Source organism: Algibacter sp. L4_22, assembly GCF_023473045.1.
Taxonomy (GTDB): domain Bacteria; phylum Bacteroidota; class Bacteroidia; order Flavobacteriales; family Flavobacteriaceae; genus Algibacter.
Genome location: NZ_JAMCOK010000002.1, coordinates 114,145 through 138,716, shown reverse-complemented (window position 1 = coordinate 138,716; position 24,572 = coordinate 114,145). Strand labels below are relative to the sequence as shown.

The following is a 24,572-nucleotide window of genomic DNA, read 5'->3' as shown; positions in this document are numbered from 1 at the left end:
TAAACTCTAAATTTGTTTTTCTTATAGCTCTAAAGCTATTTTAATACAAAATTAAAAAAATTTATGAGTAGTACATTATTTGACAAAGTGTGGGATTCGCATGTAGTGCGAGACATTGCAGATGGACCAGATGTGTTGTATATAGACCGTCACTTAATTCACGAAGTTACAAGTCCTGTGGCTTTTGTAGGTTTAAAAAGTAGAGGTTTAAGCGTATTATATCCAGAGCGTACATTTGCTGTTGCCGACCATAATACACCAACTATTAACCAACATTTACCTGTTGAAGATCCGTTATCGGCTAATCAATTAAAAACGTTGGAAGATAATGCTAAACAATACGGAATTAGTCACTGGGGATTAGGTCATCAAAATAATGGAATTGTTCACGTTGTAGGACCAGAAAATGGTATTACAGTTCCTGGAGCTACTATTGTTTGTGGAGATTCACATACATCTACTCACGGTGCTTTTGGAGCTATTGCCTTTGGTATTGGTACTTCAGAAGTAGAAATGGTGCTTACTACACAATGTATTATGCAACCAAAGCCTAAAAAAATGCGTATTAGTGTTAATGGGCCATTAAGCAAAGGTGTTACTCCTAAAGATGTTGGTTTATATATTATTTCACAATTAACAACTTCTGGTGCTACAGGATACTTTGTAGAGTATGCTGGTGATGTTTTTGAAAATATGAGCATGGAAGGCCGTATGACGGTTTGTAACCTTTCTATTGAAATGGGTGCACGTGGTGGTATGATTGCTCCAGATGAAAAGACATTCGAGTATATTAAAGGAAGACCAAAAACACCAAAAGGTGCAGATTGGGATAAAGCCATGACGTATTGGAGTACTTTAAAAACTGATGAAGGTGCTACTTTCGATAAAGAATTAAACTTTAATGCAGCAGATATAGAACCAATGATTACCTACGGAACAAATCCGGGAATGGGTATGGGTATTTCTAAAAACATTCCATCTGCGGAATCTGTTGAAGGAGGAAAAGCAACTTATGATAAGTCTTTAGCTTACATGGGTTATGCTGAAAATGAATCCATGATTGGTAAGAAAATCGATTATGTTTTTATTGGAAGTTGTACTAATGGACGTATTGAAGATTTTAGAGCATTTGCTTCTATTGTTAAAGGACGTAAAAAAGCAGATAATGTAACGGCTTGGTTAGTACCAGGATCACACATTGTTGAAGCTGCAATTAAAAAAGAAGGGTTATTAGACATTTTTGAAGAAGCAGGTTTTGTTTTAAGAGAACCAGGTTGTTCGGCTTGTTTAGCAATGAATGATGATAAAGTACCTGCAGGAAAATATGCAGTAAGTACATCTAATAGAAACTTTGAAGGCCGTCAAGGGCCTGGATCTAGAACGTTACTTGCTAGTCCGTTAGTTGCGGCAGCTGCTGCGGTTACTGGAGTTGTAACAGATCCTAGAGAGCTTTTATAAGTTCGAAGTTAGGCAATAGTTTTTCAGTCAAGTAGATTGAAATTTGTTGCTGTATTAAAATTAAAAATTAACCTGTTAGTTGATGGCCAAGTACTAAATACTAACAAACAGAATACTGAACACATGGCATACGATAAATTTACAACATTAACGACTACAGTGGTTCCATTGCCAATTGAGAACGTTGATACCGATCAAATTATACCTGCTCGTTTTTTAAAAGCGACAACTCGTGATGGTTTTGGAGATAATTTATTCCGCGACTGGAGATATAATGGTGACAATACACCAAAAGAAGATTTTATATTAAATAACCCAATTTACACAGGAAAAATTTTATTAGGAGGAAAGAACTTTGGTTCGGGCTCTTCTCGTGAGCATGCTGCTTGGGCGGTTTACGATTATGGTTTTCGTTGTGTGGTATCTAGCTTTTTTGCTGATATCTTTAAAAACAACTGTTTAAATATTGGTGTTTTACCAGTACAAATTAGTCCAGAATTTGCAAATGAAATTTTTGAAGCTGTTTATGCAGATCCAAAAACGGAAGTTGAAATTAATTTAGAAGCTCAAACTATTACTTTACTTTCTACAGGAAGTCAAGAGTCTTTTGATATTAATGGCTATAAAAAGGATAACATGCTAAATGGTTTTGATGATATCGACTATTTACAAAGTATGAAAAGTGAGATTGAAACATTTACAGAATCTCGTCCTTTCTAAAAAAATGGTAGTAAAAAGAATTGAAATAATGGATACGACATTGCGCGATGGTGAACAAACCTCGAGCGTGTCGTTTTCTGCTTCTGAGAAGCTTACTATTGCTAAGCTTTTACTTGAAGAATTAAGGGTTGACCGTATTGAAATAGCCTCGGCACGTGTGTCGGAAGGTGAACTTCAAGCCGTGAAAGATGTTACGGATTGGGCCAAAGAAAACAATTATTTAGGTGCTGTTGAAGTATTAACTTTTGTTGATAATGGCGTATCTATTGATTGGGTTCTTGAAGCTGGAGCAACGGTACAAAACCTGCTTACAAAAGGTTCTTTAAATCATTTAACACATCAGCTTAAAAAAACTCCTAATCAGCACTTTACGGAAATAAAAGAAAATATTAATTTGGCTACCGAAAAAGGTATTGAAACTAATATTTATTTAGAAGATTGGAGTAATGGTATGAGAAATTCAAAAGCTTATGTTTTTGAATTTTTAGAGTTTTTATCTACTCAAGCTGTAAAGCGCATTATGCTTCCAGATACTTTGGGAATATTAACACCAGAAGAATCTTATAATTTTGTAAAAGAGATTAAGGATAAATACCCTGATTTACATTTCGATTTCCATACCCATAACGATTACGATTTAGGTGTAGCGAATGTAATGGCCGGTTTAAACGCTGGAGCCGATGGCCTACATTTAACTATAAATGGTATGGGCGAACGTGCAGGAAATGCGCCAATGGCTAGTACAGTTGCAGTTATTAACGATTTTATGCCTCATATTAAAATTGGTGTAAACGAAAAGTTTTTGCATACCATTAGTAAGCTTATTGAAACCTTTTCTGGTTTCATGATTCCTGCTAATAAGCCCGTTGTTGGTGCTAATGTATTTACGCAAACTGCTGGAATACATGCCGATGGGGATAATAAAAACAATTTATATTTCAGTGATTTAATGCCAGAGCGTTTTGGGAGAACCCGAAAATATGCTTTAGGAAAATCGTCTGGAAAGGCTAACATACAAAAGAATTTACAAGAATTAGGACTTCAGCTTGATGATGAAGACTTAAAGAAAGTTACCCAACGTATTATTGAGTTGGGCGATAAAAAACAAGTAGTTACCAAAGAGGATTTACCTTATATAATTTCGGATGTTTTAGATAGAACTTACGAAGAAAAGGTAAAAGTAAACGCTTACGTGCTTACGCATGCTATGGGTTTAAAGCCAACAACTACAGTTTCTATTACTATTAACGGTGATACTTTTGAAGAAAGTGCACATGGTGATGGCCAGTTTGATGCTTTTATGAATGCTATTAAAACAGTGTTTAAAAAGAAACAATTGAGCTTGCCTAAATTAGTAGATTACGCGGTTCGAATACCACCAGGATCTAATTCTGATGCGCTTTGTGAAACTATTATTACTTGGAAGAGTAGTGATAAAGAGTTTAAAACACGTGGTTTGGATTCGGATCAAACGGTTTCGGCTATTAAAGCGACCGAAAAGATGATGAATATTGTTGTGAGCTAAGTTATTAGTAGATAAGAATTGACTAGTAATTAATAACGGAACATTGCAGATCAACTTGCGTTAGGGATAGAACGGCCTGTTTGAGCTCGCCGACGGTAGGAGGAAGCGAGTAGTGAAAGCCCGACCCTAGGGTAACGCCCAAAGGATTATTGAAAAGAATATTTTAAAATTAAAGATTAAATACAATAAAAGATGAAATTTAATATAGCAGTTTTAGCAGGTGACGGGATTGGACCTGAAGTAATGGAGCAAGCACAAAAAGTTAGTGACGCGGTTGCGAAAAAATTTGGACATGAAATAACATGGAAACCGGCATTAACAGGAGCAGCAGCAATTGATGCGGTTGGAGAGCCTTACCCAGATAGTACGCATCAAGTTTGTTTAGCTTCGGATGCTGTTTTATTTGGCGCTATTGGTCTGCCTCGTTTTGATAATGATCCTTCGGCAAAAGTTCGACCAGAAAATGGTTTGCTTCAAATGCGTAAACAACTTGGCTTATTTGCTAATTTAAGACCAACTTTTACGTTTCCGTCTTTATTAGATAAATCGCCTTTAAAACAAGAACGTATTGAAGGTACTGATTTAGTATTTTTACGTGAACTTACTGGTGGAATTTACTTTGGAGAAAAGGGTAGAAGAGACGGTGGTGAAACGGCTTTTGATAACTGTGTTTACACACGTGTAGAAGTACAACGCTTGGCTAAAAAAGGTTTTGAATTAGCGATGACACGTTCTAAGAGATTGTGTTGTGTTGATAAAGCTAACGTTTTAGAAACATCTCGTTTATGGAGAGAAACTGTTCAGGCTATGGAAAAAGATTACCCAGAGGTTGAAGTAAGTTATGAACTTGTTGATGCAGTTGCTATGCGTTTGGTGCAATGGCCAAATAGTTATGATGTTTTAATTACTGAAAACTTGTTTGGTGATATTTTAACCGATGAAGCTTCGGTTATTTCTGGATCTATGGGGTTAATGCCATCGGCATCTATGGGAACTGATAATTCTTTGTTTGAACCTATTCATGGGTCTTACCCACAAGCAACAGGATTAGATATTGCTAACCCAATGGCTATGGTATTATCTGCAGCAATGATGTTTGAAATTGCTTTTAACTTACCTGAAGAAGGTAAAGCTATTAGAGATGCTGTTAACAAAGCTTTAGCTGAAGGTATTGTTACTGAAGATTTATCCGATGGTGGAAAAGCTTACGGTACTAAAGAAGTAGGAGATTATTTGGCTGCTAATATTTAGTAAGTCTTTTAATTATAAAATTTTAAAAGCGTGAATTCTATATTAGAATTCACGCTTTTTTATTTGTAATAAATATTAAATTCTAAGTAAAAGTTTTTGAAAACAATAAATCCGTAATTGCAATATTTATTTTCCTTAACATTTTGTGAAAAAAAAGTATTAATGATATTAATTTTTTATTTTTAAAGATTATATATCTAACTCTTTCTTTATGAAAAAAACAATACTAGCAACTTTATCATTAGTGATGTGCTTGACTACCACAACCAACCATGCACAATCTAAACGAAAAAAGAATAAAAAAGATAAAAGTGAAATATCTAAACCCGTTGAAAAGAAAAAAGAGGGTAAAATAAAACCATACAACGAGGTGATTACTAAAAGTGCCGTTTCTGATGATGGTTTATTTAAAACACACCAAGTTGGAGAGTCTTACTTTTATGAAATCCCTATGGAGCACTTAGGAAAAGATATGCTTCTGGTAAGCAGAATTTCTAAACTGCCAACTAATATGGGAGACGGCTATGTTAATGCGGGAACTAAAACCAATTCGCGTTTAGTAACGTGGGAGCGTTTTAAAAACAAAATATTAATTAAAGAGAAGTCTTATAGTTCGGTAGCTAATGAAGAGTTACCTATTAGCATTTCGGTTAAATCTAATAATTACGAACCTACATTATTTGCTTTTGATATTAGTGCGTTTAGCAAAGATTCTACTGCTGTAGTGATCGATGTTACTAAATTTTATACGAGTGATGTTAAAGCGATTAGTGGTTTGCCAGCTTATATGCGCAGTGAATACAAGGTAAAAAACTTAGATGCTTCTAGAAGTTTTATAAACAGTGTTAAGAGTTTTCCTGAGAATATTGAAGTTGTACAAGATATGACTTACAATGCATCTGCACCGCCATCTTTTAAAAGTGGTGAGTCTATAAGTTTACAAATGAATCAATCTATGATTTTGTTACCAGAAAACCCTATGCAATCTCGTTTTTCAGATGAACGTGTGGGATGGTTTACTTTAGATTATGTAGATTATGGAAGTGAAGCATTAAAATCTGACACCAAGACATTTATTCGTAAATGGCGTATGGAACCTAAAGATCCCGAAGCTTATGCTCGTGGTGAATTGGTAGAACCTATTAAGCCTATTGTGTATTATTTAGATCCTGCTACGCCAGAAAACTTACGTAAATACATAAAAGAAGGTGTAGAGTTATGGCAAGGTCCTTTTGAGAAAGCTGGTTTTAAGAATGCTATTATCGCAAAAGACCCACCAAGTATAGAAGAAGATCCTGATTTTAGCCCTGAAGATATACGTTATTCAGTAATTCGTTACGTAGCCAGTACAACTAGAAATGCTAGTGGACCAAGTGTATCAGACCCAAGAACTGGAGAAATTATTGAAAGTGACATTATTTGGTATCATAACCATTTACGATCGTATAGAAATAGATATTTAATTGAAACAGGCGCGGCTAATCCTGCGGCTAGAACATTAAATACACCCAAAGAAGATATTGGTGAAATGATGAAAATGGTAATTGCTCACGAAGTAGGGCATACCTTAGGTTTACCACATAACATGAGCGCAAGTAAAGCTTACGATGTTGAAAGCTATAGAAATGGCGATTTTACACAAAAAAACGGCATTGCTTCTACTATTATGGACTATGCGCGTTATAATTATATTGCGCAACCTGGAGATCAAAACATTAGGTTTATTAGAAAATTAGGAGCTTACGATGATTATGCTATTAATTGGGGTTATCGTGTAATTCCAGAAGCGCATACTCCAGAGGCCGAATTAATAACTTTAGATGGTTGGATTCTTGAAAAGGCTGGTGACCCAAAATATATATTCGGAAAACAAAGAAGTCGTTTTGACCCTACATCACAAACAGAAGATATAGGAAACAATGCTATAAAAGCGAGTACTTATGCGCTTAAAAACTTAAAGTATGTTTCTATCCATTTACCAGAATGGACTAGTGATATCACTAATGACTACGATGATTTAGAGGAATTATATGATGAATTATTTGGAGCGTGGCGTCGTTATATTAGTCATGTATTAACCAATGTTGGAGGTGTGCATGAGAATTTAATTAACCCGAACCAATCAGGAATTCCGTTTGAAGCTGTGCCTAAAGTAACTCAAAAGGCATCTGTACAATGGTTGCATGAAAATGCATTTACAACACCGAGTTGGTTAGTTCAAAAAGAACTTTTAAGCCGAACAGATTATGAAGGTTATACATCGCATTTAGGTAAATACCAAAGTAGTTTTTTAAATAAGTTATTAAGCCAGGAGATTTTAGAACGTTTAATAGATCATGAAACTATAGATGCAAATAATTATTCTGCTTTAGAGTTATTACAGGATGTTCGTAAGGGACTTTGGGTAGAAGCTAACGCAACTAAAAATGTAGATATTTATCGTCGTAATTTACAACGAGCGTATATTGAGCGTATGGCTTTTTTAATGACGGAATCTTCAGATGTTAGAGCTTTAGCTAGAGGAGAATTATCTGTATTGAAAAAGATTGTTATTAGTGCGTCTTATCGTTCTACTAACACAACCACAAAATACCACTATAAAGATTGTTTAGAGCGTATTAATACTATTTTAGACCCTAAATAGGCGTAAAGTTTTAATAAGATAGATACTATATTATAAAATTTAAAAAGCGTGAATTCTAATATAGAATTCACGCTTTTTTATCTATTAATACTTTAGTAAACTATTTTTTAATCATTAATTTTTGTGAAGCACCGTTTGTAGCTTTTACAAAATACATACCGTCGCTTAAATTACCAACGTAAACTGTAGTTTCAATTGTAGATTGCGTATTGAATGTTTTTACAGTTTGCCCTAATTGATTAATAATTTGGAAATCGCCTCCTAAACTAGATTTTAATTTTACGTTATTAGAACCAGGGTTTGGATACATTGAGAATTTAGATTTGTTTTCAATATTACTAGTACTTAATGATGGGACAAGTTTTGTAGTGATATAAAATTGTCCTTCACTAGTAAGATTAGTTGTTAGGGTTGTGGTATAATTTGTTTCAGATATTTTTGTAAACACATGCTTTTCACGGTCTTCTAAATAGATTTCTTGAGTACCTGAAGGATCAAAAATTTCAGATGAAAAAGTAATTATATCTCCACTAGAACCAATTACGCCTACTGGAATCACTGTATTTTCGTAATCGGAATCAGGCAAAGTTTGCACTGCTAAATTACTACTTCCGCCAGCTACCAATTTAGTAAATACAGCTATGTCGTTATTATTGCCATCAAAGCCTTCGCCAGAAACAGGAATAGATATTATTTCGGAATCGTATCCACTATCAAAACCTGTAGTTGTACCAGCTTTATAGAAAATTTCAGTCGATATTTTAACTGGTCCTCTTTCTAAAAATAATTTAATATTAGGAGTTTCAGGTGTTACATTCTCAGAAGGTTTATGACTTCGGTTTGATGCCTTAAAAACTGCAGTTCCTTCCATCGATGCGTTTACAAAGAAAGCTTGTCCAGGAGCGATTTCAATAGGGTTTAAAGCATTGTGTGCTATATATCTAGTGCCATTCCATACCCAAACAGTTTCTTCGCTAAGTAATGCTGTATTTGCAGCAGCAAAACTTGCAGAGTTTATATAAGCTGTAAAAGGATTACCAATTAAATTATAATTATTTATAGTTCCAGTGAATAATAATCTGTCAAAATCTGATGTTTTAGCAGTTCCTGTAATAGAAATATCTCTAGGACTATCTAATTTTACAGATATACCTTCACCTGAATCTAAAGTACCGGTAGTCGATGTTTCGGAATATGCCCAAGCATTAGTCATATCTCTAAAATAATAACCAAGTCCAATTCTAGAACCCGATCCAGCATAAAAATTGCTGCTAGGTTCATTTATTAAGTCTTCTATAGTCTCTCCAAAAACAGGAGCGGCTATTAAATGCCAATTTGTATCAGGGATATTTTTTTTATAAGTTATTATTCCTGTAGCCGTACTTTGAGGAATAAAAGAAGCTTCAGAATTAATGGTTAGTGAATTAAATATTACCGCTTCTGAAGCAGTTGGATAATTTGTTAAATTAGACGGAATTATAATATCGGCATATGATACTGGTACAGAGTTAGTGTCCCAATTGGAAGCAGTATCCCAATCATTATCAGTTGCACCTGTCCAAGTTACTGTTGGAGGCGTTGCATCTACTAAAACAGCAGTAGTAGAACTAATACTATTTAAGGTTAAATTTGCTTCTAGCTGCCCATAATCTTTTAAAGTACCACCATTTACTGTTAAAGTACCTACAGTTATTCCATCGGTGTCTATCTCATTAGTTTGAATAGTATATCTAAATACCAAAGCATCTGTACCGCCACCACTTTCGTAATTTGCCGAACGTGTTGTAGAGCCAACGGTAATGCTTAATTGAGGTATTCCATTGGTAGTATTAACAATAACATTTTCATTATAGTTAACCACGAAGTCTAAGTTTTCATTAGCAGTATAAGTGGCATCGCCCGGAACCGAAACACTGGTTACTGTTGGAGCAACTGCACTAGAAATAACAGTTGTGGTAGTATCAGAGCTATTACTTGTACCATCGTTAACCACTACTGTAAAAATTGTAGTTTCAGAAGTGGCTGTTCTATTATTTGTAGGATTAAAAGATAAAGCTCTTAATTTACTTTGTAACTGTGCAGCAGTTGTACTTGTAATGTTATATGGCCCTGTTCCTGATAAACTCATTCCCGATAACGTACCTTTAGCATTGATATCTAAAGAAATAGTTGCAGAAAGCGCATCGCCATCGGCATCTGTTGTACTTATAGTTGAAAAAGGTAAAATTGTACTATCATCATTAACGGTTTGTCCCGAAGTTGTTCCTGTTATTGTTGGAAGCGTGTTTGAAGTGACACCTTGAACAACTAAATCGAATACAATTTGTCCATAAGTTGTTCCAGCAGTAGTTGCCGTCCCCGTATTAATCGTTACACCAATTCCAGAACTAGCAACCGAAGCCGTAACAGCAGAAACATCTACCGTTGACTGAACTGCATTAACATTTATACCTGTAATTCCTGTTACCGTACCACCTGTAAAATTAAAATCCAAAGGGATTTCTATAAAATCACTATTTCTAAAATTATAAATAATTTGATCAGCATCAATATCATAAAATATGTCGGGATATAGTTGAAATTCACCTGAATTATTAGAAGGGTCTTCAACTATAACCGTATAAGTACTACCATTTTGAACTAGGCTAGCTTGTGATCCTTCAAGTGTTTGTCCATTGAGATATAATGATAAAAATATAATTGGAATTAATAAAAGGTTTTTGTACGACTTTTTCATAATAAATTTGGGATTGTAGGTTAAAAGGCACTAGCAAACGTAAGTTAAATATTTAATAAATAAAAGAATTAAAGCGTGTTTCATAATAAAAACACGTTGTTTATCAATTAAAAACGCATTTCGTCGATTTAATTTGAAAAATTCAATTGTAGGAGTAAACTTAAAAAGTGAAAAAATAAATATGTAATTTATACATAACAGACTGCTGATTAGTTTATTAAAAATTGATCGTTTTTGCAAAAAAATCAATTATTTTAGATAGGATTAGCTTTTCAATTTAAAGTACTAAATTTGTTTTTATAAGAAGACGATAAATTTCAACACCCCAAAATGATTGACCATATAGATTCCTTAAAGCGTGAAAATGCGATTCTTAAAGAAAAGCTTGAAAAACTTAGTAATAAAAAAGGTAAACCTAAAAAGCGTGGACTATTTAAATTTGTAGGAACATTAATAGCAGGTAAAAACCTAAAGCGGAGTATTTATAATTCTATAAACGAATTTAACGAACAGCGTAAAATATCTATAAATACAACATCCAATTTAATAGCGAGTTTAATTAGGCGTATTACACGTATTGGTGTTGTTGGCTTGCTGGTTGCGTTATTACCAACTACTTTAATGTTTTACCAAAATAGCTTGTTAAAAATACAGAATAGTAAAATAGAAACACAAACACATTTGGCAGAAGCTTCGCGCCGTTCTACCCAAATGTTTATTATGGGAGAGGTTTTAAGCGATGTAAATAGTGAATTAAAAAACAATGCATCATCAAGATTATCAAATACTTTAGCTGGGCGTATTATTGCTTTAAGCCGCGCTATGAAACCGTATAGATACATGGTTGGCGATAAACTTATTGATGAAGCTATAAGTCCAGAACGTGGACAATTACTTATTTCGCTGTGTAAAAGTAAAATAGCGTCATCTTTTTTTGTTGATGAAATTTTACAAGAAAGTGATTTCACTAAATCGGAATTAATTGATGCCAAATTGAGAGGAGCTGTTTTACGAGATGTTAATTTAAATGAGGCCAATTTATCGAGATCAGATTTAATGAATGTCGATTTACAACGTGCCAATTTAAAAAACGCTAATTTAACACATGTTGACATGGACGATGTTAATTTAATTAATGCCAATTTAGAAGGTGCCAATTTAACTGGCGCTTTTTTAATTAGAGCTCAATTAAAAGGTGCGAACTTAACGCATACTGTTTTAGATAGTGTAAAAGTAGATCGTGGAGATTGGCTGTTATACATTAAAGATAAATTAAAACTTAAAGGTGCTTCGGAATTATACGAAACCTATAAAATTGATAGCGTTTATTATTATGAAACATCGAAGCTTAAACAACCGATGATTTTAAGACGTTAAAGAAGATATCTAAGTTAATATTCTTATCAAGAAACATATAAACCTCCAATAAAAAACCAGTTAATATTACGATTAACAGGTTTTTATTGAGATTAAAATATTTTATAACACAGAGAAGTTTACTTATTTGTATTAATAAACTGAATCACTTCTTCAGCAAATAAATCTGGTTCATTTAACATAGGGGAGTGCCCAGAGTTTTCAAAGATTACTAACTTTTTTGAGCTTGAACCTAAATTATCATAAGCATCTTGAGCAAATTTTATAGGAACAACCATATCATTCTTACCCCAAAGTACTAAAGAAGGAATGGTAATTTCTTGAAGTTGGTTTGTATAATCTACCGTTTCCCAAAGTCCTTGATCTGCTAGAATAGATTGGGTATTACTTCCAGTCCAAAGCATTGTTAGTATGTTATATTTAAAAATAAATTTGTCGCTATCGTCTTGCGATTCATTATTAAGACCATCATTTTCGAATTTAGTTTCTGCATTATGAGCTTTACTATTCAATTTAGAAGCATCATCGCTATTATATGCTGTTTGGTTTGCATTATTTGCTATATCTAATGCATTTTGCCAAAATTCGACACTATTATCCGCTTCAATTTGTTCTGTAGCCACAATTCTAAAATTGGAGATATATTCAAAATATAAACCTTTAGGGTTGTGTGCGCCATCGACATCAATCCATCCTAAAAAATCACTTTGATCTTTTAATAGTGTTGCAGGACCTAAGGTGCCACCCCAACTATGCCCCATAAGAAAGAACTTAGCATCACTTCCGTATTTATGCTTAATAACTTTTACAAGAGCCAAAACATCTTGAGCCATAATATCTATACTTATGCCATTTTTGGAGTAACTTCCTTGTGCCATACCAGAACCTCTTTGGTCAAAATAAACTACTGCACATTCTTTTTCAATGTCACTTTTAATTGTATTTGCGCGGTATCCCAATCCATTACCGCCTGGGCCTCCATGCAATATTATTAAGAATATTTTTTCTGAAGCATTACCATGAATATACGCTGGCATATCTGCATCTTTATGGCGCACGAATATAGTTTCATCTAAATTGTTAATATTTTGGTCTTTAGAACATGAAAAGATCATGACCAAAGCAACCACTAGCAGTACTATTTTTGAGTAATTATTAATTGCTTTCTGCATCTCTTTTTTTCTTTTTAAAATTAAAACGGTAACCATATTCAAAATTAAAAGCAGGTAAACTTCCCGCATTATACGGTGTTCTTAACATGAAATTTATGTTAAAATACCGACCTGTTATTTTTTTTCCAGGCCGTTCCTTTCCAATTCCTACAGAAATAGAAGGCGCATAATAGCCTCGTCCAGGAAGCGATACTTTCTCAACATTATTGCCCGTAACTTTATATGTTTCTGGTAAAAAAGAACGGTAGTAACCTAAAGGATTTAACTCTATACTAAACTGCTTTCCTTTTTTGTTTGTTCTTCGCCAAGTAACTCCATAATTTGTAAAAACACCGGTATCCGTTTTTGAAGAAAAATTAGAGGTGAAGCCTAAATTTCCGGTAAGAAGAAATTGATGTTTATTGGTTCTAATCCCTTTTCTCTTATGCTTAATTTTATCCTTTTCTATCCAGAGATATTCGGCCCCAATAGTAAGCCCATTATTCCAAAAAATATTACCAAAATAACTCGCCTTAAATTCTGTTCTATCTATAAAAGAATAGGAAGACAGATCGACTTGCTTTTTTGTTTTTTCTAAATTTTGTGTGTATCCTGTTTTAAAAAAAAGTAGTGAAACAGGAATTAATAAACGTAGTTTTTTATGCATAGAATGTGTTTTAGAAACACAAAACTACTTTTATAAATTTAAAATAATGTTAATAGATAACCAATTAAAAGTTAATTAAATTATAAAATAAAACACTGTAAAACAAGTATTTAAACTGTTAATTAACGGTGTTTACGTCGCTTTACAGGTTGTTTTAGATGAAAATATAGTGTTATGCTAAAAAGCTAAAAACAATCTGGTTTTTGAAAACACTTATAGTTTTTGAAATTATTTTTTAAAATTTAACTTAGTAGGATATTCAAAAATTTCTAATTCAAAAAACGGAACAGCAGCAATAGTATGATCGAAAATATCGGCCATAATGTACTCGTAATTCTCCCATCTTTTATCACTACTAAAAGCATAAATTTCTAAAGGAATTCCTTCTGCCGTTGGCGCAAGTTGGCGTGTCATGATCATCATGTTTTTATTAACGCCAGAGTGTCGTTCAATATAGGTTTCAACATACTTTCTAAAGACACCCAAATTCGTTAGGTTGCGTCCGTTAAGTGCCATGGTTTTATCAATATTTTTATCCTTATTATATTGATCGATATCCATTTGGCGTTTTTCTAAATATTCAGAAATAATTTCGATGCCTTTAAGCTTATTTATTTGTTCCGAAGAAAGATAAACAACACTATCCATTTTTATGTTTATGGCACGTTTAATACGGCGACCATCAGATTCTACCATACCGCGCCAGTTTTTAAACGAATCGGAAATTAAGGCATAAGTAGGAATGGTTGTAATCGTTTTATCAAAATTCTGAACTTTTACAGTCGCTAAATTAATTTCGGTAACATCTCCATCGGCACCATATTTTTCAAAAGTAATCCAATCGCCAATGCGCACCATATCATTAATAGATACTTGAATACTGGCAACAAAACCCATTATAGTATCCTTAAAAACAAGAATAATAACAGCAGAAACGGCTCCAAGACCCGTAATAAACTTTATAAAAGGTATACTTGTAATAATTGCAATAGCCGACATAAAACCGGCTAACCAAGCAAATATCATAAAGACTTGAATGTAGCTATCTATAGGCTTGTCTTTAAATCTAGGAAGCGTTTTTAAGTAATCTTTAAGCGTACTTAATAAACTTCTAACAATCCAGAGTGTTACAACAATAGCAAATACACGAAGCCCTTTTTCAACGATACTTTCAGCATAAGGAAAATCGACAAAAACCTCAGAGATAAACTCTAAAGCTATAAGTAAAGGTATTATGTGCGATATGTTTCTTGGAACTTTATTTTTAACGAGTAAATCGTCGAAGTTTGTTTTTGATGCTGAAGCAAACTGAGAAAACACACGAATTAATATTTTTCTAGTTAGAAAAAATATAACACCTACAAATAGAATTAAAACCAATACCAACCCAAGCATATTAAGGTACTTCGCAGAAGATTCTGTTAGATGAAGCGTATCTACCAAGTAGTTGTAGATTACATGCTTATAATCTGTTCCTTCTATGGTTGTTTCAATAGATGTTTTAATTGAAGTGTTTTGCATTAATTGGCGGGTTTTAAAAGTTTCATATCAACATAAAAAGTTCCGCAAGGAATTACAGAAGCAATAAGTACAAAAAGAAATGTTTTACTTGTCCATTTCATTTCACTCTTAATTAAAAATGCAAGAATAATATATACTATAAAAAGCATACCGTGTGGCATACCTAAAAGCTTTACATATTCTGGATTTCCAGACATATATTTAATTGGAGTGGCTATAAATAATAATAAAAGATAAGATACACCTTCTAAAAAGGCTACTATTCTAAAAATATTTAAAAGTGAAAACATGCTATAAATTTTCCTGCAAAAATAAGGTACAAAAGTTGTAAACCCTTCATATTAATCGTTAAAAATATAAGATAAATAGGAGAGGAGACTTCTTGAGTTAGATAAGGGTTTTTATAAAAATCTAAATCTACAAGGCGCTAAAAATAATGATGCCATAAATAGCGAAACGAATAAACCTTAATGAACCAAAAAGCATCACGTTTTTAAAGGGAAATTCTATAATACCGGCTGCTAAACAAGCAATAGAAAAGGGTAGTGGCAATACGGCACCAACCATAATTAAAAAGCCACCCCATTTTTTGGAATTTTTAAGTTGCTTTTCCATTTTAACGGCAATGTAATTATGTACCGATGGAATTTTGGTAATTGTGCGTCCCATCCAATAGGAAACTAAACCACCTCCATAAGATAGTACAGCCAGAAGTCCTAAATAAAGCCAAGGATTATGCATTTTACCTGCCCAGGCAATAAAAATTTCTGGTGGTACAAGTCCTAAAAGTGTTTCAGAAGCAAAAAAGAAACTAAGCACGCCGTAAGCAGGAAGAACTTCTGTTAAATGCGTGAGTGTTCTATTAATATCATAAAAGTGATTTACTACATAAACCAAAATTACAATACCAATAATAAAGGGCAAAGCCTTTTTTACTGCTTGCCAAACAAAGCTGTAAAACCCTGTATAAGAGTAGTATTGATGTAAAAGCTTAAACTTAGATTTTTTAGCTTTCGATTTTGGATCCGGTTTCATTAATATAATAATTTTTGGGTGGCAAATATAGCCTATTTTTTAGTCGGAAAAAGGTCGCGAACTTTACATAACAGTATTTTAACATTTTATTCTAAAAAAATATATTTAAGAAAAACTATAAATTAAAACCTATTCATCCATATTTTATGTTCTAAACACATGAAAACAGATAATTCACAAAAAAAAGATGACATTATATACTTATTTTTGCATTTAATAAATTATATCAATAACTTAACATTCCAAATCAAATAAGCTTGACTTGAATAAACTATTACTATTCATATTACTACTTTCTAACTTTTTCTGTATTAGCCAACCTAAGACTAGCACAACAAAAGTTGCGGATAGCATTGATGTATTAATCAATCTGGCCGATAAGGAAAACTTGGGTTCTAATTTTGAGAACGCTTTAAACTACTCCATAGTTGCTGTTAAACTTGCAAACATATCTAATATTAAAGAAGAACAAGCTAAAGCTTATAACAGTTTAGCCAGTACGTACGAGATATTGAATGATAATGATAGTGCTGAAAAATACTTTTTACTAACGCTTAAATTTGCTAGAGAATTAGATAATGATTTCATTATTTCGTCGGCATTAAATGGTCTGGGAAACGTATATTCTAAGAAAGAAGAAACTTTAAATCGCGCCATAAACTATTATAATGAAGCTTTTGAATTTGCTGAAAAAACAGGTAAACAAAGTAATATAGCTGCTTGGTATTTAAACATGGCTAGTTTATTTTTAGATTTTAACAAAACAGACGAAGCCTTACCGTATTTAGATTCTGCTACCGAGACATTAGAAACTTATAACATTGAAGAGCCCGTTTATTTTGCTACATTATATTATTTAAAGGCACTTTACAATAAGCAGAAAAAGGAATATACTACTGCAAATAATTATTTAGAAAATGGTATATCTATTTCTAAAGAAAATAACTTATACCCAGAACTTATAGATAATTACCAATTGCAGTATGATATTTACCAAGAAGAATCTAATTATGCTTTAGCCATTAAAAGTTTACAAAATCTTCAATTTTATAAAGATTTAATTTTTAATAAAGAAAAGAGTTTAAAATTAGAAGAACTAAATACGCAATTTAAAGTTAGTGAATACCAAAAAGAGCTCACTGAGGCTAAATTGCAAACAGAAACTGCTAATTTTAGAATTAATCTTATTACGGCTGTTGTTGTTTCTTTTGTGTTATTTTCCATTTTAGTTATATTTATAATTAATACGTTTAAAGTACGCCAAAGACATAAGGATTTAGACGATGTGAGAACGAAAACCGAACATTTAACTAATCTAAAATCCGAGTTACTAACCAGTATTAGTCACGAGTTACGTACACCTTTGTACGGCATAATGGGTATAACATCCATGCTTTCCGATGATAAAACATTGGATACCGAACATCAAAACTTAATAAGTTCTTTGCAGTTTTCAGGGAATAGATTACAGGAACTTGTTAATAAAATATTACGAATTACAGAAATTGAATCTAATAGGGTAGCGGAGAAAAAAGCAATTATTAATTTACATGTTTTGATTAACGATTTGGTTAAGTCGCTTAATTATTCAGCTACAGAAAAGAATAACGATATCGTTTTAAATCTACCAGAATCTATAGATAACCTTTATAATATTGATAGTTTAAAACTTACCGAAGTTTTGGATAATTTAATATCAAATGCTATAAAATTTACTAGTAACGGCCGCATTAATATTAGTGTTTTACTTGTTGAAACCAAAAACGATATTGATTTTTTACAGTTTAAAATTGAAGATACAGGAATAGGAGTGGCTAGTGAAAACCATAAATTAATTTTTGAAAATTTTAGACAAGCCACAGAAAAAAATACATCTAATGGTTCTGGTCTAGGTTTATCTATTGTTAAAAACCATTTAGAAACCTTGGGAGGAAGTATTATGTTAGAAAGTGCACTTGGCCTTGGTAGTGTTTTTTCGTTTATTATACCTTGCCAAATTGCTACACCAGATATTATAGCGAAAAGTACCATGCATAAAAGTAAAAAACCTTTAAGGGTTTTAGTGGTTGAAGACAATAAAATTAACCAAATGATTACCAATAAACTTATTTTATCTATCGGACATATTTGTACTATTTCGAATAATGGACTGGAAGCTGTTGAACGCTGTAAAACTGATGATTTTGATTTGGTTTTAATGGATATTAATATGCCAATAATGAATGGATTTGAAGCATCTAAAAATATAAAATCCTTTAAACCAAGCACAAAGATTGTAGCATTAACTGCTTTAGAAATAAGTGAAGTTAAAGAACAGTGTAATGCGGTTGGAATAAATGGTATTGTTAATAAACCTATTGGTAAAAATCAGCTTAATGAAATTATCCAAATGAATGTTGCAAGCTAGATCTCAATACAAAGTTATTTATTGTGAATTTTGAGAATATAGAGTATGAGTTTAAATATTCTATTTTACATAATATTAATTATAGTACAAATGTTCATTTATGTTGTTTAGTACAAAGAAGTATATAAGTCTTCCATTTGATAGCTATAATGATATTATGTAAAATATCCCAGAAACATTGAGGTACTATTGTATAATCTTAACTTGGGTCATTAAACAAGAATCGGTGTGCTACGCACAGTTAATTATTTATTTGTATCTATAATTTGTCGTTATGTAAAATAGCCACTGCCAAACGCTCGATTGCTTTTATAAAATCAAATTGCCTATTGCAATTTATTTATAACACAATTATCCATCGCTTGCCAGCGCCAAAATAAAAGCTAACCTTTTTACTGTTATTGAAAATTTAGCGTATTTGAATAATTGTGCACAATATTTTTTTCTACGCGATTCTCGCAAGCTTCCCATAAGAGCTTAAATTTTAAAAAAATAAAATTCCAAGCACTTATTCTATTTTCACAACTATTTAAACTTTTTTATTTAGAACTATTAATATTATGTAAAATAGAATTCAAATCTTTATAGCTCACCTAGTTGTTGATAAAAAAACATTCAGTCTTAAAATTAACTCAAACAAATTGTTTAAATTTGGAAAAGGTTCTTATGGTATGCCTGCTCGTTCGTGCAAAGATTTCATCAACCATAATTGATAATATAAACCCTCAAGGCTTATTATCCGTCATTAGTTTACGAACGCACATTCTTTTGGATAATAATCTTTGAACAACGGATTATATTATGAATACTATTGACTTTTTTAAACTTCAATCAAAAAACTTACACAGAGATTTTAAAACTAGAAAACTTGTCTTTAACAATGAATTTGGTGAATTGTCATATGAATTTGAGCCAAAGCATTTCGATATCGAATTAGTTATTGACGATTTCAATCTTGATGCAGAAAATTTCACTCTAATGAAGGCTCAACATGTCATAGCTAAAATGGCTGGATTTGAAAAGTGGACCATTTTAATTAAGGCTTCAGAACCTGATCTAAAAATTGCAAAAATTCTTTACGAAAATCAACATAAAGTTGACCAGCTAATGTGGTTGTTTTATTTAGCGGAAGTTGAGGAAATGAATCAAACTATATATGACTCAGAGACCAAATTAGCAATTTGTGAAGACGCTTTTGAAAGAGAATATTTCGATGATAGTGTATCATTTGATTGTTACCTGTTAGATAAAAAATACGGATAAAGGAATTGAACATTCTATTCTTTTTTTCTTGATAAAAAAAGAAACAAAAAAATCATGACTGCATATAATTTTGGAAACAATTACGGCTCGTTACGCTATATTTTAGGAAACATTGGAACTAACCAAGATTTCTGTAGAAAACGCTTTAAAACGCAGGAAAACCAATAATAACAGTAACTAATCCCCTAAAATATTACGCTCCTCTCTCCTATTGTTTTACCAAAATTCTATGAGGTCAAAATATGTTAATCGTAAAAAAGCAAAATTAACTCGTATTAGCCAGTGTTCTAATATATTTACCTTCTTTTTCAAAAGAGAATTTTTTTATTAAATTTTTCTGATACAAACGCTCAATTAGATTTAAATTCTCTTTTGTGTTATTAAATCTAGGTCTTTTATTCTTGATAAACATTCTTTTGTAATCACCAGATAAATCACTAACCAAAGTTTGAATTTCTGGGTCAATTAGTTGGTCAAAATGATTTTCGAGAATTTTCATTCTTATTGTATTAGAATTGGCGCTCTTTGAAATTGAATTTATCTCTGAATATTTTAATTTTTTATATCCTATTTCTGAAAAAACGATACCAGCAATTTTAGCAATTTCTGTTTCATTAATTATTCTTTCCCTTGCAAAATTTGCAAGCAAATTCGATTTTATTGATGTTTTAATATTTATAGAATTTAAAATAGAATCTACTTCATCTGTTGTAAGTGACAATTCTTCGTCATTAATAGCTTGTATAAGAAATTGTTGGTTATCTTCAATTAAAGTTATTTTTAAGTTAGGGAATATTTCTCTTAAAAAATCATAGTTAGATTCTGATAATGTTAAAAAATGATTATTAATTAAGTACATAACTTTATCTTCATCCAAATTTTCTAAACCTAAATTATTCCATCTATTTAATGTATTAGGAACGCTTTTTAGTAAATACTTATAACTTTCAATTGTAAGTCCATTACATTCAATTAAGGATATTGTAAACTTTTTTATGATTTCATTGTCATGAAATTCACTTGAGTATTTGTTTTTCTTTAATTGTTTGTAATTATTGTCTAGGTTTAAATAATTAACAAGCATTAAATCTATCTTATTGTCTGAAGAATTATAATATGTCCAAACATTATCCCAAGAGATTGTCATCTTTTCTTCATTTAAAATCTCAATTTTATTTGACTGATTTTCAATATAGGCTAAGTCAGAAATTTTTCTAAACCTTCATAAATAAACAATACTGCAAAAGAAACTAGCCATATTACTGAACCTAACGCGAATGCTTTTAATTTTTTATTAGAAATACTTTTTATTCTCTTGAATCGAGAATCGGGTATTTCTTTGGGTTCAACATGATAGAAAATTTGTTGAAGTATACTTAGTTCAAGTAAACGGTCAATATCTAATATCTTCTTTAACTTTCCTTTATCATCGACAGAGTTAAAAGGGGTTTTATCTTCTTCTTTGAAAGAAGCTAGAGAAACATTGATATACTCGTAATTTTGATTTCTATCTTGAAAAGTTGCCAAGACTGTACTTTTTCCTGAACCGTAATCTCCTGTAACAGCAATATTGGTGACTCCTTTTGCTTCTATACCTGATTTTAGGGAATCTAGATATGGTTTAATTCTTTTTAGCTCTTTTGCATCTTTAATGATTTTTGGAGCCAATGACCTTACAATATTAACTTTAGTTTCTTCTTTCTTTTTTTCAGACATTAAATAATTATTTAAATAGGAAATATTTTTCAATATTTCTGTAAGAATTAGAGACTACAATTTAAGATTGTTTAGTGAGAAAAAAACTAAAAATTATAAACATTAGTTAACAAAGTTTATCCACTCCACACACATTCCACTTCTCTCCTATCGTCGCTTTGTAAAAAGCGTGTTCCATTAACATCGTAGAGAAAAATTTATAGTATAAAAAAATAAAGAAAAACATGTAATAAACTTGAGCTTTTAAACCCAAGCTCAAGTTACATAACGCGGTACATTATAGTACAATTTATAACAATTAGCGAAATAGCGCTTTTGGGCGATATTTGACATAATTACAGATATAACGTCGTAGACTTATATCGATAGTAATTATGTACAAGCCAATTGGTGGCTTATGTATCTATAATTAGCCGTTATGTAAAATAGTCGCTACCAAGCGCTCGATTGTTTTAACCAAAATTTTATGAGGCCAAGTTTAAAATCGAGATTCTATGAATGTGAAACAAGGCATTTATAAAGGAATGCCTTTTAACGTCGAAACAATACGCTTAATCGATTTTGAGCTATTTTTTTTATTATATTAGCCATCTAAAAACGTAACTCCAAACTTAAGTATATGAAACACCTTTACTTTTTTGTTTTTTTAGTTCCTTTTTTCATAAATGCGCAAACTATTAGCATTCCCGATGCCGTTTTTAAAACAAAATTACTAAGCCATAACCCCGTAATTGATACCAACGGCGATAACCAAATACAAATAACGGAAGCCGAAAGTTTTACAGGAACGCTTGACTTAACAAACCTGAGTGCTGCTGCAAATGCAAGCATGCAAATACAGGATTTAACTGGTATTGAGTTTTTTATAAATATTAGTGTGTTACGATGCCGAAATAATTCTATAAGTATATTTGATTGCTCTGCATTAGCAAACCTGACCTATTTAACGATTTCTAATAATAGGCTTACCTCTTTAGATGTTTCAAATAATTTAAAGCTCGAAACCCTAGAATGTAATTCAAATAATTTATTGACATCTTTAGATGTAACGAAAAATACCGTCTTAAAAACGTTGCGCACTAATGCCAGCCCCGTTGGAAATCTAGATTTAAGTAAAAACACAGCATTAGAAAGTTTGTATTGTTATGGTAGCAGCATCAACGCTTTAAATTTAGAAAATAACTCTGCCCTCATAAACTTACGCTGTAACAGCAATACAATCACTAGCCTAAACCTTAATAACAATCCAAATTTAGATTATTTAGATTTTTCAGATAACACTATAGAAACCATCGATTTAAGTGCCAATACAAATTTGCGTATTTTGGATATTGATGCTAATTTATTATCGGATCTAAATCTTTCAACAAATATAAAGTTAGAAACAATTTACTGTTCTGAACTGCCACTCACTAGCTTAGATTTATCTTCAAACAAAAAACTACAATTGCTTTTTATTCAAAATAACCCGCTGTTAGCTTACGTGAATTTAAGGAATGGAAACAATGTTAATATAAAAGCATTGCCTTATAATTCGTTGGGGGAACGTTATATGTTTATAAGTAGTAATCCAAATTTAGAATTTATTTGTGTAGACGATGTTACTTATGCTAGCGAAAATTTGTATCATAATGTAGATAATACGGCTAGCTTTACCTCCAATTGCGCTTCAGGTGGCAGCAATTTAAATACCATTAAAGGCGAATTAAAATACGATATTTCTAATTCTGATTGTACTACAGATGGTATTTACGCTAAAAACAAACTCATTACTGTGGTAGGCACCAACGGAATTTATGGCACGTTTACAGATGGTTTAGGCGATTTTGAAATTCAGGTACCTACCGATGGTACTTTCAATGTCGGTTTAACAAGTACCTTACCCAGTTATTTTGAAACACCAGTAAACCAAGAGGTCAATTTTACAGACTTTGAAAACATAGCCATCACTAATTTTTGTATTGCCAATACCACTGTAAATGATGTTAATATTGCTTTAGTGCCCATTTCGGACGCCAGGCCAGGCTTTGAGGCAAGTTACTTTTTAGTATTCGAGAATGTTGGTGGCGGCACACAAAACGGTGTGATTACTTATAATTACCCCAATGAATTGATAACATTTGCATCGGCTTCGGAAACGCCTTTAAGCGCCATGAATGGGACGTTAATTTGGGAATATTCCAATTTACAACCATTGGAAATAAGAGCCATTGAGGTCTTTTTTACTATTGCCCAACCTCCTACTGTAAATATTGATGATATACTGAGTTTTAGTGGTTCTATAACACCTATTATAGATGATTATACGGTTTCTGATAATTCATTTCATTTTAATCAACTGGTTATAGGCTCGTATGATCCCAATGATATCACCGTTTTTGAAGGAGCATCTATTACTCCCGATGCAGTAGAAAATTATCTTAATTACCGAATTCGTTTTCAAAATAGCGGTACCGCCAGTGCCATAAACGTATATGTAGACAATGTGTTGGATGCTAATTTAGATTGGAACACGTTACAAATTACGGGAGCTAGCCATAGCCTTGAGGTAGATGTTTTAAATGCAAATACAATAAACTTTAAGTTTGAAAACATTAATCTGCCCGATGAAAATACCGATACCGCAGGCAGTATGGGCTATGTAACCTATAGAATTAAACCCAAAGCTACCACACCTGTGGGCGCAACTATTTTAAACCAAGCGGATATTATTTTTGATTATAATGAACCCATAATCACCAATATGGTTGAAACTCACGTGGTAGAAACGCTATCAACTAATGCCAATTTGGAGCCGGAAAAAAGTATTTTAGTGTATCCCAATCCTGTTAATAATCAGTTACATATCCATGATATTGAGGGACGTATCATTAAAAAAGTGGTGTTATATACCTTAGTAGGAAGTCAAGTTTTAGAAACATCGGCGTACAATAGTTCATTACTCTTAAACATAGCAAATATCGCTTCTGGGTTATACCTAATTAAAATAGTAAGTGACGATGGTACGGTGGCTTTGAAAAAGCTAGCTAAAAAATAATATGAACGGTATTTTTTTGGATAAGCTATGTGAAATACTATTTATACCAATAGTATAAAAAAT

17 protein-coding genes are annotated in these 24,572 nt (G+C 32.1%); 9 read left to right on the top strand and 8 right to left on the bottom strand.

Features of this window, described 5'->3' with window-relative positions; translation table 11 throughout:
* The first annotated feature begins 63 nt into the window (after positions 1–63).
* From leuC to M4I23_RS05205, 5 genes are all read left to right on the top strand, one after another.
* A complete protein-coding gene (leuC, locus tag M4I23_RS05225; RefSeq protein WP_158850076.1) occupies positions 64–1,458 on the top strand; it encodes a 3-isopropylmalate dehydratase large subunit in 1,395 nt (464 codons plus the stop codon).
* A gap of 123 nt (positions 1,459–1,581) precedes the next feature.
* Positions 1,582–2,178 carry a 3-isopropylmalate dehydratase small subunit gene (leuD, locus tag M4I23_RS05220; protein ID WP_158850078.1) on the top strand — a complete coding sequence of 199 codons (597 nt, stop codon included), beginning with the start codon at positions 1,582–1,584 and terminating at the stop codon, positions 2,176–2,178.
* Between the two features lie 4 nt (positions 2,179–2,182).
* Complete coding sequence (locus M4I23_RS05215) at positions 2,183–3,703, top strand: alpha-isopropylmalate synthase regulatory domain-containing protein (protein WP_249753698.1); 1,521 nt, start codon at positions 2,183–2,185, stop codon at positions 3,701–3,703.
* 192 nt (positions 3,704–3,895) lie between these two features.
* Positions 3,896–4,954: a 3-isopropylmalate dehydrogenase gene (leuB, locus tag M4I23_RS05210; RefSeq protein WP_158850082.1), complete on the top strand. Its 1,059-nt coding sequence runs from the start codon at positions 3,896–3,898 to the stop codon at positions 4,952–4,954.
* A gap of 211 nt (positions 4,955–5,165) precedes the next feature.
* Positions 5,166–7,598, top strand: coding sequence for a zinc-dependent metalloprotease (locus M4I23_RS05205; protein WP_249753697.1), 2,433 nt, complete (start codon positions 5,166–5,168; stop codon positions 7,596–7,598).
* A 100-nt stretch (positions 7,599–7,698) separates the two neighbouring features.
* Here M4I23_RS05205 and M4I23_RS05200 read toward each other — a convergent pair whose 3' ends face one another.
* Positions 7,699–10,335: a T9SS type A sorting domain-containing protein gene (locus M4I23_RS05200; protein WP_249753696.1), complete on the bottom strand. Its 2,637-nt coding sequence runs from the start codon at positions 10,333–10,335 to the stop codon at positions 7,699–7,701.
* 330 nt (positions 10,336–10,665) lie between these two features.
* Between M4I23_RS05200 and M4I23_RS05195 the strand changes: the two genes are divergently transcribed.
* Positions 10,666–11,712 (top strand): pentapeptide repeat-containing protein, encoded by a 1,047-nt coding sequence (locus tag M4I23_RS05195; RefSeq protein WP_158850089.1) that lies wholly within the window; start codon positions 10,666–10,668, stop codon positions 11,710–11,712.
* 119 nt (positions 11,713–11,831) lie between these two features.
* Here M4I23_RS05195 and M4I23_RS05190 read toward each other — a convergent pair whose 3' ends face one another.
* From M4I23_RS05190 to M4I23_RS05170, 5 genes are all read right to left on the bottom strand, one after another.
* Positions 11,832–12,884: an alpha/beta fold hydrolase gene (locus tag M4I23_RS05190; RefSeq protein ID WP_249753695.1), complete on the bottom strand. Its 1,053-nt coding sequence runs from the start codon at positions 12,882–12,884 to the stop codon at positions 11,832–11,834.
* Complete coding sequence (locus M4I23_RS05185; RefSeq protein ID WP_158850093.1) at positions 12,868–13,530, bottom strand: hypothetical protein; 663 nt, start codon at positions 13,528–13,530, stop codon at positions 12,868–12,870. Before M4I23_RS05185 ends, M4I23_RS05190 begins: the two co-directional genes overlap by 17 nt.
* 228 nt (positions 13,531–13,758) lie before the next feature.
* A complete protein-coding gene (locus tag M4I23_RS05180; protein ID WP_249753694.1) occupies positions 13,759–15,051 on the bottom strand; it encodes a mechanosensitive ion channel family protein in 1,293 nt (430 codons plus the stop codon).
* Positions 15,051–15,341 (bottom strand): DUF3817 domain-containing protein, encoded by a 291-nt coding sequence (locus tag M4I23_RS05175; protein ID WP_158850097.1) that lies wholly within the window; start codon positions 15,339–15,341, stop codon positions 15,051–15,053. Before M4I23_RS05175 ends, M4I23_RS05180 begins: the two co-directional genes overlap by 1 nt.
* 127 nt (positions 15,342–15,468) lie before the next feature.
* Entirely contained in the window at positions 15,469–16,086 is a 618-nt protein-coding gene (locus M4I23_RS05170; protein ID WP_249753693.1) for a YqaA family protein, read from the bottom strand.
* A 262-nt stretch (positions 16,087–16,348) separates the two neighbouring features.
* On the opposite strand from M4I23_RS05170, the gene M4I23_RS05165 reads away from it, so the two are divergent.
* Both M4I23_RS05165 and M4I23_RS05160 read left to right on the top strand, forming a co-directional pair.
* Positions 16,349–18,493, top strand: a complete 2,145-nt coding sequence (locus M4I23_RS05165) for an ATP-binding protein (RefSeq protein ID WP_249753692.1) — start codon at positions 16,349–16,351, stop codon at positions 18,491–18,493.
* An 801-nt stretch (positions 18,494–19,294) separates the two neighbouring features.
* Positions 19,295–19,756 carry a hypothetical protein gene (locus M4I23_RS05160; protein WP_249753691.1) on the top strand — a complete coding sequence of 154 codons (462 nt, stop codon included), beginning with the start codon at positions 19,295–19,297 and terminating at the stop codon, positions 19,754–19,756.
* A 265-nt stretch (positions 19,757–20,021) separates the two neighbouring features.
* Here M4I23_RS05160 and M4I23_RS05155 read toward each other — a convergent pair whose 3' ends face one another.
* Together M4I23_RS05155 and M4I23_RS05150 are read right to left on the bottom strand one after the other, a co-directional pair.
* Positions 20,022–20,903 (bottom strand): hypothetical protein, encoded by an 882-nt coding sequence (locus M4I23_RS05155; protein WP_249753690.1) that lies wholly within the window; start codon positions 20,901–20,903, stop codon positions 20,022–20,024.
* Between the two features lie 50 nt (positions 20,904–20,953).
* Complete coding sequence (locus M4I23_RS05150) at positions 20,954–21,472, bottom strand: hypothetical protein (RefSeq protein ID WP_249753689.1); 519 nt, start codon at positions 21,470–21,472, stop codon at positions 20,954–20,956.
* Between the two features lie 619 nt (positions 21,473–22,091).
* Here M4I23_RS05150 and M4I23_RS05145 point away from each other — a divergent pair.
* Entirely contained in the window at positions 22,092–24,509 is a 2,418-nt protein-coding gene (locus M4I23_RS05145; RefSeq protein WP_249753688.1) for a T9SS type A sorting domain-containing protein, read from the top strand.
* Positions 24,510–24,572 lie beyond the last annotated feature (63 nt).